15 protein-coding genes and 1 tRNA gene are annotated in these 12917 nt (G+C 58.6%); 14 read left to right on the forward strand and 2 right to left on the reverse strand.

The annotated features are described in order from the left end of the window. Window positions 1-6 precede the first annotated feature (6 nt). The 11 genes from E5554_RS00680 to E5554_RS00730 all read left to right on the forward strand — a co-directional run bounded on the left by E5554_RS00680 (window position 7) and on the right by E5554_RS00730 (window position 8532). Window positions 7-594 carry a nucleoside triphosphate pyrophosphatase gene (locus E5554_RS00680; protein ID WP_136185667.1) on the forward strand — a complete coding sequence of 196 codons (588 nt, stop codon included), beginning with the start codon at window positions 7-9 and terminating at the stop codon, window positions 592-594. Between the two features lie 49 nt (window positions 595-643). Further along, window positions 644-1633, forward strand: coding sequence for a hypothetical protein (locus E5554_RS00685; protein ID WP_048939423.1), 990 nt, complete (start codon window positions 644-646; stop codon window positions 1631-1633). After that, on the forward strand, window positions 1623-1817 hold the full coding sequence (yacG, locus tag E5554_RS00690) for a DNA gyrase inhibitor YacG (RefSeq protein WP_136185668.1): 195 nt from the start codon (window positions 1623-1625) through the stop codon (window positions 1815-1817). The genes E5554_RS00685 and yacG overlap by 11 nt, the downstream gene beginning before the upstream one ends. A gap of 49 nt (window positions 1818-1866) precedes the next feature. Beyond that, a tRNA-Phe gene (locus tag E5554_RS00695) sits at window positions 1867-1942 on the forward strand. A 166-nt stretch (window positions 1943-2108) separates the two neighbouring features. Next, window positions 2109-3386 (forward strand): integrase arm-type DNA-binding domain-containing protein, encoded by a 1278-nt coding sequence (locus E5554_RS00700; protein WP_063141551.1) that lies wholly within the window; start codon window positions 2109-2111, stop codon window positions 3384-3386. 704 nt (window positions 3387-4090) lie between these two features. Further along, complete coding sequence (locus E5554_RS00705; protein ID WP_004208777.1) at window positions 4091-4603, forward strand: hemerythrin domain-containing protein; 513 nt, start codon at window positions 4091-4093, stop codon at window positions 4601-4603. Between the two features lie 107 nt (window positions 4604-4710). Continuing rightward, entirely contained in the window at window positions 4711-5685 is a 975-nt protein-coding gene (locus E5554_RS00710) for a TIGR03557 family F420-dependent LLM class oxidoreductase (RefSeq protein ID WP_063141553.1), read from the forward strand. 231 nt (window positions 5686-5916) lie between these two features. Then, window positions 5917-7035 carry a DUF3182 family protein gene (locus E5554_RS00715; protein WP_136185669.1) on the forward strand — a complete coding sequence of 373 codons (1119 nt, stop codon included), beginning with the start codon at window positions 5917-5919 and terminating at the stop codon, window positions 7033-7035. After that, complete coding sequence (locus tag E5554_RS00720; RefSeq protein WP_063141557.1) at window positions 7032-7829, forward strand: alpha/beta fold hydrolase; 798 nt, start codon at window positions 7032-7034, stop codon at window positions 7827-7829. Before E5554_RS00715 ends, E5554_RS00720 begins: the two co-directional genes overlap by 4 nt. 62 nt (window positions 7830-7891) lie before the next feature. After that, window positions 7892-8335 (forward strand): pyridoxamine 5'-phosphate oxidase family protein, encoded by a 444-nt coding sequence (locus E5554_RS00725; protein ID WP_136185670.1) that lies wholly within the window; start codon window positions 7892-7894, stop codon window positions 8333-8335. After that, window positions 8335-8532 carry a hypothetical protein gene (locus E5554_RS00730; protein WP_004208783.1) on the forward strand — a complete coding sequence of 66 codons (198 nt, stop codon included), beginning with the start codon at window positions 8335-8337 and terminating at the stop codon, window positions 8530-8532. Before E5554_RS00725 ends, E5554_RS00730 begins: the two co-directional genes overlap by 1 nt. 45 nt (window positions 8533-8577) lie before the next feature. On the opposite strand, the gene E5554_RS00735 is transcribed toward E5554_RS00730, so the two are convergent. Beyond that, a complete protein-coding gene (locus E5554_RS00735; protein ID WP_153039483.1) occupies window positions 8578-9207 on the reverse strand; it encodes a methyltransferase in 630 nt (209 codons plus the stop codon). A 357-nt stretch (window positions 9208-9564) separates the two neighbouring features. Here E5554_RS00735 and E5554_RS00740 point away from each other — a divergent pair, with 357 nt between their 5' ends. The 3 genes from E5554_RS00740 (at window position 9565) to E5554_RS00750 (ending at window position 11904) form a co-directional block, all read left to right on the forward strand. Next, complete coding sequence (locus E5554_RS00740; RefSeq protein ID WP_136185672.1) at window positions 9565-10131, forward strand: hypothetical protein; 567 nt, start codon at window positions 9565-9567, stop codon at window positions 10129-10131. 693 nt (window positions 10132-10824) lie between these two features. Beyond that, window positions 10825-11301, forward strand: a complete 477-nt coding sequence (locus E5554_RS00745) for an Hsp20 family protein (RefSeq protein ID WP_063141738.1) — start codon at window positions 10825-10827, stop codon at window positions 11299-11301. A gap of 81 nt (window positions 11302-11382) precedes the next feature. Then, window positions 11383-11904, forward strand: a complete 522-nt coding sequence (locus tag E5554_RS00750) for an Hsp20/alpha crystallin family protein (RefSeq protein ID WP_136185673.1) — start codon at window positions 11383-11385, stop codon at window positions 11902-11904. 557 nt (window positions 11905-12461) lie between these two features. Here the strand turns inward: E5554_RS00750 and E5554_RS00760 are convergent. Further along, entirely contained in the window at window positions 12462-12758 is a 297-nt protein-coding gene (locus tag E5554_RS00760) for a plasmid stabilization protein (protein ID WP_072895214.1), read from the reverse strand. Between the last annotated feature and the right edge of the window lie 159 nt (window positions 12759-12917).

Raw genomic sequence — 12917 nt, forward strand, 5'->3', positions numbered from 1 at the left:
TTTTCGATGCGACTCATTCTAGCTTCGGCTTCCCCCAGACGGCGTGACCTTCTGGGGCAGATTGGCGTGCTTCCTGATGCCGTCGATCCTGCGGACATTGACGAAACCCCGCGCAAGGCCGAATTGCCGGCCGCCTATGCTGCGCGTGTCGCCGCCGAAAAGGGCGCGCTGGTCGCTGCCCGTCATCCCGGCGCGCTGATCCTGTCGGGCGATACCGTGGTGGCCGCCGGCCGCCGCATTCTGCCCAAGGCGGAAAGCGAGGCGGAGGTCCGCGCCTGTCTCGACCTGCTGTCGGGGCGCCGGCACCGCGTCTACAGCGCCATCACCCTGATCGACGCTGCGGGCGTGGCACGGCATCGCCTGTCCACCAGCATCGTCATCTTCAAGCGGCTGGAGCGCAGCGAGATCGACCGCTATATTGCCAGCGGCGAAGGGCTGGGCAAGGCGGGCGGCTATGCCATTCAGGGTCGTGCCGCGGGCCTCATCCGCAGCATCCAGGGCAGCCATAGCGCGATCATGGGCCTGCCGCTTTACGAAACCCGCACGCTGCTTGAGGCAGCGGGCTATCCACTGAACCGTCGGGATTTCGAGTGAAATGGTACATTTCACGGCTCGGAAATCACGACAAGTAGGTAACTGAACGATGGCCGAATGGCTCTATGAAGAAGGCATTGGCGAGGCCCGTGCCGCGCTGATCGAAAAAGGGCGCATCGTCGAGGCGCTGATCGAGCGCGAGGGCGAGGTCGCCCGTGCAGGTGCCATCCTTCAGGGCCGTCTGGTCCAGACCATCATTCCGCGCAAGCGCGGCGTGGTGCGCCTGATCTCGGGCGAGGAAGTGCTGATCGAGCCGATCCCGCCCAAGGTGGCCGAGGGCGCCAATGTGCTGGTCGAAATCTTCCGCGAGGCGATCGCCGAGGAAGGCCGGGGCAAGCGCGCCAAGGGCCGCATCGCCCAGCCCGGTTCCAAGGTCCATCCGGGGCCCAGCCTGCTGCAGCGGCTGCGCGCCACCGATGTCGCCATCCGTCCCTGTCCCGCCCATGAGGAGGACCGGCTCGAAGCCCTTGGCTGGAGCGAGCTGATGGAAGAGGCGGTCAGCGGCGAAGTCGGCGCCGAGGATGCGGCGCTGCGCATCTTCCTGACCCCCGCGATGATCCTGATCGACATCGACGGCAGCCTGCCGCCGGCCCAGCTCGGCCCCAAGGGCGCGAAGCTGTCGGCCCAGGCGATCCGCCGCATGGGGCTGGCTGGCTCGATCGGCATCGACCTGCCGACCATGAACAACAAGGACGAGCGCATCGTCGCGGCCGCGCAGATCGACAAATATCTGCCGCTGCCGTTCGAGCGGACGGCGGTCAACGGCTTCGGCTTCGTCCAGATCATCCGCCGCCGCGAGCGCGCCAATCTGATGGAACTGCTGCGCGAGGATCCGGTGCTGACCGCCGCGCTGGCGCTGCTGCGCCGTGCCGAACGACATGGCACCGGCGGCGCGGCGACGATCACCGCCGCGCCGGCGATCATCGACCTGCTGCACAAGCGCGCCGACTGGATCGAACAGCTCGCGCGCCGTCGGGGTGGAGAGGTCACGCTGCGCGCCGATTCCGCGCTGTCGCTGGCGGCCGGTCATGTCGCCTAAGGCCGGCGACTGTCCGGTTTGCGGCCAGCCGGCACAGCCGGAAACCCGCCCTTTCTGTGGCAAGGGATGCCGCGATCGCGACCTGCTGCAATGGCTGGGCGAGGGCTATCGCGTGCCCGGCTTGCCGGGTGACGAAGCCCTGCAAAAAAATGATAATTATGGGCTGGACAGCGAGCCGGATTGACGCCTATAGGCACGCCTCCATCCGGCGGTCACCTCCGCCGAGACCCGATGCCCGGGTAGCTCAGTTGGTAGAGCATGCGATTGAAAATCGCAGTGTCGGCGGTTCGAATCCGTCCCCGGGCACCATTTGTTCCCCTCAGAACATCTCGGAAATGCCCAAGCCGCCTCTCGGAAATGGCGGATTTCTGCGACCTTTTGAGCCTTTTGCTCTCAGGGCGTCCAGTTGCATCTCGCAACCTTTTCTGGCCAAAGTTGGTAGCTATTCTCGCGGGTACCCTGAAGGAGATACCCCATGCTGAGCGCCATGGCCGTGAGCAACGCGAAGCCCATCCACCGTCCATATAAATTATCGGACGGCCGGGGCCTGTATCTGATGGTGATGCCCAATGGGGCGCGATACTGGCGTTTCTATTACACCTTCCTCAAGAAGCAGAAGACGCTGTCGGTCGGGGTGTATCCCGATGTCTCGCTCGCACTGGCGCGAGAACGGCGGGAAGAGCTGCGCCGCATTCTTGCGTCAGGCGAAGACCCGTCGAGCCGGCGGAAGGCTGATGCCGCTCAGGCGCGGCTGCTTGAAACCGGAACGTTCGACCAGCTTGCAGATGAGTATGTCGCGCGTCTGAAGGCTCGGGGTCGAGCCGAGAAGACGGTCACCAAGAATATCTGGATCCTCGAATACGCACGGCCCGCGCTCGGAAACCAGCTGGTGCGGGATATCTCGACGCCGGAGGTGCTGGAGATCCTGCGCAAGATCGAAGCGCGAGGGCATCACGAAACCGCGATTCGGCTTCGAGGGACACTGAGCACCATCTTTCGCTACGCCATTGCCACCGGCAGGGCGAACAAGGATCCGGCGAGCGAATTGCGTGGGGCGTTGCTGACGCCTAAGGTCAAGCACAGGCCGGCTATCACGGATCCGGCCAAGGTGGGTCCGCTGCTTCGTGCCATCGACGGCTATGACGGCGATGGGGCGGTCCGAATCGCCCTTCAGCTGTCGGCCCACCTGTTCGTTCGACCAGGCGAGCTACGGCTGGCGCAATGGGAGGAGTTTGATCCGGACAGTTGTATCTGGCTCATCCCGGCGAGCCGGACGAAGATGCGTCGTCTTCATAAGGTCCCGCTCTCCCGTCAGGTTCTTGGCCTGTTGGAAAAGCTGGAGGGTATGACCGGGGGCGGTCAGCTCCTGTTTCCCAGCCCGCGATCCGACAAACGCGCGATATCCGACAATACGCTGAATGCAGCGCTTCGCCGGATGGGCTTCAAGCAGGACGAAATGACGGCGCATGGCTTCCGAGCTATGGCGGCGACCTTGCTTAACGAATGCGGCAAATGGCATCCGGATGCCATTGAACGACAGCTGGGCCACATCGAAGGCAATGATGTCCGGCGTGCCTATGTGCGCGGCGAGCATTGGGGCGAACGCGTGCAGATGATGCAATATTGGTCTGATCGCCTTGATCAGCTGCGTTCGACAGAAGCCGGCGTAAGGCGTAAATTTTCTCAAGCTTCTGCAGGCGAGCAGGCGGCTCCGTCACGTGACGGGGATGACGAAAGCATATCGCCTGACTGACGCTAGGAGTGATGGCCCAGGCCTTATCAATCTATTCTGATGAGTGAGGCTAAAGAGGGCGACTTTCAGCGATGGAAGTCGCCCTTCTATTAAATCGCAGATACTGATTGGGGGAATTTTAGCGTTTGCTTGGCACGCAACGATTGCGGTCGCCAAAACTTGTAAGCGCTGCACGCGCATAAGTCGTGATGATGTACCAGTATATTTGGCTATGCGATCACGACTAGAAAATTAGCGGTCATGTTCCGACGATTATCTAAGATTTTTTCTGTCCGTTATTTTGGTAGGCGATCGAAAGGCAAATTTGAACTGGATACATGATCTTAGAGCAGTGCGGGTTTGGCTCAAATGATGTGCGAAGAGGCATCGAAATGCCGTCGCGAGACGCAAGAAACGCTGTGCCAGGACTCTATGCTCAAATGACCAATAAGCGGCTCCGTAAAGCTGCGTGCCAGGCGTTGCGCGATGGACAGGGCAGCGAGGCAGGTTCAGCAACCACCTGGAAAGGTCACAATGAGCATCTCCGTGCGCGAAATGCGATGAAGTCGCTTTTGAGCCATCGTCAATGCACACGCCGCAGACCATGCGAAAAAATGTGTTCCGCCTGATCCAGATTATTGAGGTGGATTAGGTGAAATTGGCGCTCGGAACCCTTCGGCAATTTACGGCTTCCTTAGCGGATAGAACCACTAAGGAGACCCCACATGGCCAAGGCCGAATATTCCGATGCCATCGCCCTCCTAAAGGCCGATCATCGCAAGGTTGAAGAGCTTTTCGAGCAGTTCGAGAAAGCTGCGACTGGCAAGAAAAAGGGCGACATCGCCCACCAGATCTGCACCGAACTCAAGATCCATACGCTGATAGAGGAAGAGATTTTCTATCCCGCGTTCGAGGGCAAGATCGAGGCCGATACGCTTGAGGAAGCCTATGTCGAGCATGACGGCGCCAAGGTGCTGATCAACGACATCGAGGCTGGCTCTTGGGACGACAAATTCTACGAGGCCAAGGTCAAGGTGTTGTCTGAGGAGATTAAGCACCATGTCCACGAAGAGGAAATGCGTGGAGAAGGCATGTTTGCGCAATGTCGCGCGACCGATGTCGACCTGATTGTCCTGCGGGATCAGATGCTTGCACGCAAGGAAGAGCTGGTTGTTCAGGCCAAGGCCGCAGGCTTGCCGGCGGCCAAACCGACAGCTGTCAATCTGATCCCCACCTGAGCCGGCATTGCGAAGGGCGCGCGGCCGAACTCGAGCGCTCCAGTGCCGAAAGAGAGCTCGCATCCGACGTTTTTCGCCAACATCCCGAACATATCGAGGAAGAGACCATGCCGAAGTTCGGATATAAGCTGATGACAGAGGAGCATGGGCCAAAAGCGCTCGTGGAAAACGCGATCCGTGCAGAGAATGCGGGGTTTGACTTCGTCTCTATCTCAGATCATTTCCATCCTTGGCTCGAATCCCAGGGGCATGCCCCCTTTGCCTGGAGCGTCCTAGGGGCCATCGCCCATGCGACCGATCGGATCGGCATCGCGACCGGCCTCACCTGCCCGATCCTGCGCTATCATCCTGTCATCGTTGCGCAGGCCGCCGCCACTGTCGCTATCATGAGTGACAATCGCTTCACCCTGGCGGTGGGAGCGGGTGAACGACTGAATGAACATGTTACAGGGGTGCGGTGGCCCTCAGTGCCGGAGAGGCACGACATGCTCGGCGAAGCGATCGATATTCTTCGCCTTCTTTGGGAGGGCGGCGTCCATAGCTGGAAAGGGAAGCATTTCCTTATCGACCATGCCCAGCTCTACGATCTTCCGACCAAACCGATTCCTGTCATCGTTGGCGTTAGCGGTCCAGCGTCTGTCGCTCTTGCCGCGGAAAAAGGTGACGGGATCATGACAACCGCGCCGGAAAGCGATCTGGTAAAAGGCTATGAAGCCAGGGCCGGCAATCGTGGGGCCTGCTATGCGGAGGCCGTCATCGCATATGCATCCAGCGCTGAAAGAGGGTTGGAGATCGCACGCGACAGATTTCGCTTCTCTGCCTTCGATTGGTCGGTCAACAGCGAGATTCCCTCGGTCAAGGGCTTTGAGGCCGCTAGCCAGTATGTCCGACCTGAAGATCTGGCAGCGAAGGTGTCAGCCGGTCCGGACGTTCAGACCCATATTCAGTTGATCTCACGGTATGTGGACGCTGGCTTCGATCATATTGTGCTGACGTGCCCTGGAGACGATCAGGCGGGCTTCATCGAATTTTTCGAGCGCGAGCTTAAACCGTCCCTGCCGCGCTTCGAGCCGTCCGAATGAGGTCGCCCCAGGATCGGGACGTTGGAGGGGCGCTCCATGGGTGTGAACGAGGTGAACTGGCTAGGCATCCCAAAAGCGATTGCATGCACCATCCTCCGCTCATGCCGCCAGTCAACGCTATTTAGGGCAAGGCCCGCCGAGTCGCCACGCCAGGCATATGGATAATAAGCTGTGTCACTTGGTTGTTTGAAAACGGCCTAGCGGCAGAGCCTCAAGGATCTGAGAGGTTTAATGGCCAGTTCGCATCAGACCCGTTTCGTGAAGATCTGTCCCGCCCAGTCCGGCGCGATGAACAACGAGCATGACAGGGTCGCCAGAGCCGAACTTGCCCGAAGGATTGCCCACCTTGGCGAAGCGACATTCGTCGAACATGACCCACCAGGATTTTCCGCGTTGGATGATAGCGCGCAGAAGACGCTCTTCATTCCGGCAAGCACGATCGACCTAGCCATGGCGCGGCAACTGGGCATAAGCGATGAGAGCCAGATTTACGGCGGTGTGGTTCCCCATGCCTTCGTGGGAAGCAAGGTCATCACCCATCCGCTTTTCCAAAGCAGTGATGCAGTGCCCGTGGGATGGCACTCGGAACTGGGCGCTGCGCTCGCGCCTCATGTTCTCTCCGGCTGGTCAGCTTTCAGTGTGGATGCTGTGCGCGCCGCCGGCCTCGACTTGCTTAAACAGGGTGCAATCCGCCTGAAGGAAGTTGAAGCGACGGCAGGGCTCGGACAATTTGTCGTTACCTCGCCTCGGAAACTGGAAGAAGCGATAGCGCAACTTGATACGGAGGCTGTTGCCCGTCATGGCGTCGTGATTGAAGAGAATCTCGACAATGTCATCACCTACAGCGTCGGCATGACATGCCTTTTTGGAGACTTGATCTCCTATTGGGGCACGCAGCGTCTCGCCACCAACAATGACGGCGCCACCGTCTATGGCGGCTCGACCCTGCATGTTGTGAGGGGTGGCTTTGAACGACTGGCCGGACTCGATCTTGCAGACGATCTGAAGCAGGGTATCAAAAAGGCGATCGCATATGATGCGATCGTTTCGAAATTCTACCCGGATCTGATGGCCTCTCGCCGCAACTATGATGTCGCTGCCGGGATTAATTCTTTCGGTGAAATACGCATTGGCGTCCTTGAACAAAGTTGGCGGGCGGGCGGCGCGAGTGGCGCCGAAATAGCGGCTTTCAAAGCCTTTGCGCGCGATCCCGAATTGTCGGCGGTTACATGCGCCACGATGGAGATTTATGGTGAGATCGACGCCGCACCGATCGGTAGCATCGTCTATTATAGCGGTATCGATGCGGTCGCGGGACCGATGACAAAATATGCAATGGAGCTGGAATGACAGGCAGCCAGATATGCTTCGATGTCGAAGGGGAAAGTCTTGAGGCGACAATCCTGTCTCCGGACAAGCTTGTTCCTGGCATACTCTTCATTCACGGCTGGGGTGGTTCGCGCGATCAGGACATGGTGCGCGCCGAAGAGATCGCGCAGTTGGGCTGTATCTGCTTCACCTTCGATCTGCGAGGCCATGCCCGGCACGCCGAAGAACGCAACAGAGTAACACGATCCCATGGTCTTGCCGATGTCGTGGCCGCTTACGACTATCTTGTCGGCCAGGACCAGGTCGACCCATCTGCGATTGCAGTCGTGGGTACAAGTTATGGCGGCTATCTTGCCACCCTTCTCACCGCAGTCCGTCCGGTCAACTGGCTGGCCTTACGTGTGCCTGCTCTCTATCCGGACGAACATTGGGATGTCCCCAAGGCGATGCTGAATCGCGACCTCATCAATGCCTATCGGGCACGCTTCCGGACGGGGCGAGAGGACAAAGCGCTGGCAGCATGCGAGCGATTTGCAGGCGATGTGCTCATCGTGGAGTCAGAACATGATGACTATGTCCCGCACGCGACAATCAGCTCCTATATGTCGGCGTTTCACAACAGTAATTCCTTGAGCTACCGTATCCTCAAAGGAGCCGATCATTCGTTGCGGAACGAGGGCTGCCGGCGCGCATACAACCAGTTGCTGCTCACCTGGATCGAGGAAATGGTTCGGAGAGGTCGCAGGTCGTCTACCCCCCAACAGCAAGCTGCCGGAGAAATGCCATCTCAGGCTTATAAACTTGCGGATCGATAGTCTTTTTCAACGCATTGGCCCGACAAGCCGCGTCATGCGTTGAGGGAGGGAAGGAGAGAGCCATGTCACTGTCGCTCGAAGACCTATCCCGGAAGATGAAGGACATCGATTTCGCGATGCTTGCAACTCACGCCAAAGGCGGTGCCATTGGTTCGCGTCCGATGAGCAATAATCGCGAAGTCGATTATGACGGCACGGCGTGGTTCTTCACAGACGAAACCGCCTCCATGGTTTCGGACATGGAAGCCGATTCAGCTGTCAATCTTAGCTATCAGGGCAAATCCGGCCTGCTGGGCCACCGTCCCTTTTTCGTCGCGGTCGAAGGGCGAGCCGCCTTGATCAGAGACCAGGCTCAGTTTGAAGCCCATTGGACGAAGGGGCTCGAACGGTGGTGGCCGCAGGGCATTCAAACTCCCGGTCTGGTTCTGATCCAGGTGATTGGCGAACGCGCCCATTATTGGGACGGCGAGAATGAAGGCGAAATCCTTCTTGAAGGCATTAAGTGATGTCGCCCAACGAAAAGCCTTCTGCACACCGGCTCGGAAAGGCCGGTGCTTTTGTTGTCGGCACTATCATCGCCATTTTCATCATCATATTTGTCGGCAGAAACCTGTGGCACGGCGAAGAGCTCGAGCAGGATCAAGCCGTCGGCAACAATGTTGCGACTGAGCATACCGGCCCCTCCTATAATCAGCGACCGTGAGGCACGCCACGCCTCAGACCGGAAGCTCCGTCGCTCTTTAAACCATCATTTATTAGGTTCCGACGCCCAGAACAGATGGCATGGTGGAATGTTGCGCCATTCATATGCGGCGTGCACTGACGAAAATCGCTGCTTGAGGAGTGGGCGTACAGCCTTGCGCATTTGATAAGCCATGAAGAGCCCATCAGGGGACAAGAGCTGCACGCTGCGATCAATGATCTGCGTTGCGATTGCAGGCTCAAGTGTCGAAAATGGTAAGCCCGAAATTATGCAATCGGCCTGCGAAAGGCCGAGATCCGCCATATACTGCTGAGCATCTGTGGCCGATCCAGTGATGACGTGCAAACGCCTGTCCGGAATTGCCGAGGCCAAATGGTCGGTGAATGACGGGCTGGTGTCAATGGCAATCAGCCTGGCATGCGGTCGGAGGTGAGCGAGAATGGCGCTAGTGAACGCGCCGGTACCTGGCCCATATTCGAGCATCGTCGTTACCTGAGACCAATCAACGCCGTGCAGCATTCGGTCGATCAGCCAGTGCGATGCTGGAAATGAAGAGCCGACCGTGTTCGGGCTTTTGAGAAATTCGGCGGCGGCAATGAGCCGGGCCTTCAAATCGCTCGTTCCCCCCGAAGCCACGGAAGTGGGGTAAGAAGCGGCATTTTGCACGTCGGCCATATCTGCTCCTCGACTTATTCTCCGCTCTAAAATCCTCCCGACGCATTTGAAGTTTCGATTCCCGCCGCAAAAATCACGCTTAACAAAATCAATCTCTGACATGATTTCTCACGCTTTTGGGACAATTGCTGATGTCAGTCTCGACGGAGGCGCGATGAAAGAGGGCGACCGTCCTGCTTTCAAGCGGCCTCTTTCATGTAGCGACGGAATTAATCTGGTCACCAGTCGTTCAAGCGAGCAACTATGGATCATCACGAGGCGATGGGCGGTTGACGGATGGGTTAGACGGGTTGCACCGATAATCTGCATCAAAGGCCAGGATCGGAACGGGGGCGCCAGGACAGCTGTTTCCCCTCTATGGCGAAACTCAAGGTCTTCCGCACGCCCGCCGGCTTCCACGACGCCTATGTAGCGGCGCCAAGTCAGAAAGCTGCACTGGCCGCGTGGGGATCCGACGCCGACCTCTTTGCGCGCGGGATTGCAGAAAAGGTCACCGACCCCAAGCTGATGGGTGAGCCGCTCGCGAAGCCCGGAGTCGTAATTAAGGTCAGCCGGGGCAGTGCGGCTGACCATTTCGAGGCTGCCGAGCCAAAGTCGCCACCACATCGCAGTCGCCCGAAAGGCAGACGAATATCTTCGGAGAATGTGGCGAAAGCCGACGCGCCGCCCATCGCGCCGACGCCAAGGAAGAAGGTTCCGCGCCCCAGCCGCGCAAAACTCGATGCAGCCCAGATAGCGCTCGAACAAGCGGCTGCTAATCTCAAGCAGAGCCTGGCAGACATCGAAGCAAGGCGGCGTGCTCTCGACGCTGAGCGCCGCGCTTTGCAGGCGGAAGGCGATAAGCGTATGACGAAGCTGGAGACCGCCCGCGACAGAGCGCGCAAAAAGTATCAGGCCCGGCTGGAGAAATGGGCTAGACGCTGACGTATCAAGACTGGCGCTTTGCCGTAGGCCGCCTTCTGCCCTTTAATAGGGCTACGGCTTCGTACCGAGGGCGGCTTTTGCATAGACTATCCAGCGGTAAGGACTGGACATTGACGATAGCTGGGGATTGCCCATTGTGATGGCTTATCCCTTGCGGGGATAGCCTCATAAACTAAGGCTCACTCATCGGCCAGACTTGACGGCTTTCAAGATCGCTTCGCAGAAGCTGACCAATTGGCCGGAATTTGAGTTTGGGCCTGGGATATGCATATGGGGGCGCCAAGTGCCGGTAACGTCGATTACACGTGGTCACCCGGCGAGTTGCTCATGCACTTGACCAATGTTGACTGACAAGGAACTTCGCCTCGATCTCCTCGCGAGCGGCGACGTCAACGCAGAAGGGGCTTCTCTCGACATTGCTCCGTTCCTACGACGTATATGGTTCCCAGTACGGACGCTCCATAAGCCCTGTAGTAGCTCCAGGGACAAGCGCGGCTTTAGTCTCGACCATCGGCGCCTTGAGCGGATGAAGAACGCACGCCAGCGCTAGCTGAAAAATGCCTCTTGAAACCGGTTTATTGCTTCCTAATTTTTCCTCGCCGGACGCCGAAACCTGGGTCCGGTGGACATTGAGAGCGCCGGCTCTCTCCGGCGCTTCTCATGCCCGAATTGCTCAATCAGGAGGATTTGGAAATGAGAACCACTGCTTTTGACTTTTCGCCGTATCGACGCTCAACCGTGGGTTTTGATCGGCTGTTCAACCTGCTCGAGGCAGGCGCGCGCGAAGACGATGGCTATCCACCCTTTGATATTCTGAGAGAAGGCGAAGACAGCTATCGCATCACGCTCGCTGTCGCAGGTTTCCGCCCCGAGGACATTGAAGTGGTGGCCCAGCAGAATCTGCTCACCGTGACCGGCAAGGGTGCCGAGGACAACGGCCAGGGCGAGTATCTGCACCGGGGCATCGCCACGCGTACGTTCGAGCGGCGCTTCCAGCTTGCCGATTTCGTGGAAGCTGGCGATGCCCGTTTCGAGAACGGCTTGCTGAGCATCACGCTCAGGCGCGTGGTGCCCGAGGCGATGAAACCGCGCCGAATTGAGATCGCTGGGGGCAAGGCCGCCCAGGATCAGATCGAAGCACCTAGGGATGAGGTCCGCGAAGCAGCCTGATCCCCGACCAAAGGGTTTGCCGGGCCGCATCCAGCGGCCCGGTAGGCCTACCCCTTCCAGCCAGAAAAGGAGATGACTATCATGGCTTTTCGTGATCTCATTCCCTGGAGTCGGCAGGAAAACCGGCTCCCCGTCCCGGTCAGTGCCGAGGGCGGCCGAGACAGCGATACCCACCCGATGCCCTCGCTCCACCGCGAGGTGGACCGGCAGTTCGATGGCCTCTTCCGCGCCTTCGGCGTACCCGCATTGGCTGCATTGTACCGCGCTGCCGGCTTGCCGCATGTCGAGCTCGGCGAGACCGACAAGGAAATCCGCGCTACGGCCAAACTGCCCGGTCTCGACGAAAAGGACGTGGATATTACCGTTGAACACGGTGCGCTCACGCTCCGGGGAGAGAGGCGGTCCAAAGTTGAAAACAAGGACTTTGGTTATCCCGAGCGCAGCGATAGTTGCTTTGAACGCCGTATCCGGCTGCCCGAGGACATCGACCGTGACAACGCTAACGCAGCTTTCAAGAACGGCGGCTTGACGGTCACTCTGACCAAGATGGAGGCGGCAAACGAAAATGTCCGCCCAAATCCGGTCAATGGCAAGGCCGCCTGACGGCCTGGCTCAGAACTTCGGTTCCTGTCTTGCCAATTATAATTGTGCGGGCAGCCTCTGCCTTATCGGGTCCTACTGATCAAAGCCAGCAACTGAGCCGAATCAGCCGTCGATGATATCCTTGGCAAGTCCCGTCACTTTCCGACGACCGGACCATGTGGCTCGGCGTCATCGGACGGTAGGAAGCGCTGCGCGGCAATCTGCCGCGCATTCGCGGCACATGTCAGCGCAAAGTTTGCAATGCGCATGCTCATATCGACCGCATTGGGCCGCGCACAGATCACAAATGCGGGCGCAACTGTCTAGCATCACTCCGACAACTTCGATATTGAAGCCCGAGCGCCGCACGGCAATCCGGCCCATCGCTGTACAGACGTCCGCGCAATCAAGGCATGACCGGATGCACTGCGTCATCTCCATTTTCTCTGCCATGCAAGCGTCTGCGCATGAGGTACACATTTCAGCGCAGAACATCGCGTGGCGTGCCGCGGTGGCCAAAAGCGGATTAAAATCCTGCCCTACGTCTGGATGGAGCGATATCATCTTATGGATGGACATCAGCCATTCGCCTGCTTGCGTCGGGTCTCCCAACCTTTTTTCGCTGCTTGCGATCGCTTCGCATGACTTTGATCTGATCCGCCAATGCGGCCGCCTTTTCTGGATGAATCGTGGTTTTCTGCCTTGCCACGTCCTGATCCGGATTTCTTGCCGCCACCGGTTTCCTTGTTGACTGTTGCCCACGCACGGCGCTCGGCTTCCTCATGGCTTACGCCCCGATCTTCATAGCCTTCTTCGATGTGCTCCGCTTTGCGCTTTTGCTTGTCCGTATAGCTCGACTTGTCTCCACGTGGCATGTTGGCTCTCCTTCCATGTTGTTTTTCCCAACACGGCAACAGGGGTTCGTGTCCGGCTGTGATCGCAAGAAACTTTCCCACTTAAATTAGGAAGAGCGAGAATTTGCTTTCTGATCAAATGCATGGCTCGAGACGCCTTCAATTGGCGATAGCTTTAAA

Origin of the sequence: Sphingobium sp. PAMC28499 (assembly GCF_004795815.1) — a bacterium.
GTDB lineage: Bacteria > Pseudomonadota > Alphaproteobacteria > Sphingomonadales > Sphingomonadaceae > Sphingobium > Sphingobium yanoikuyae.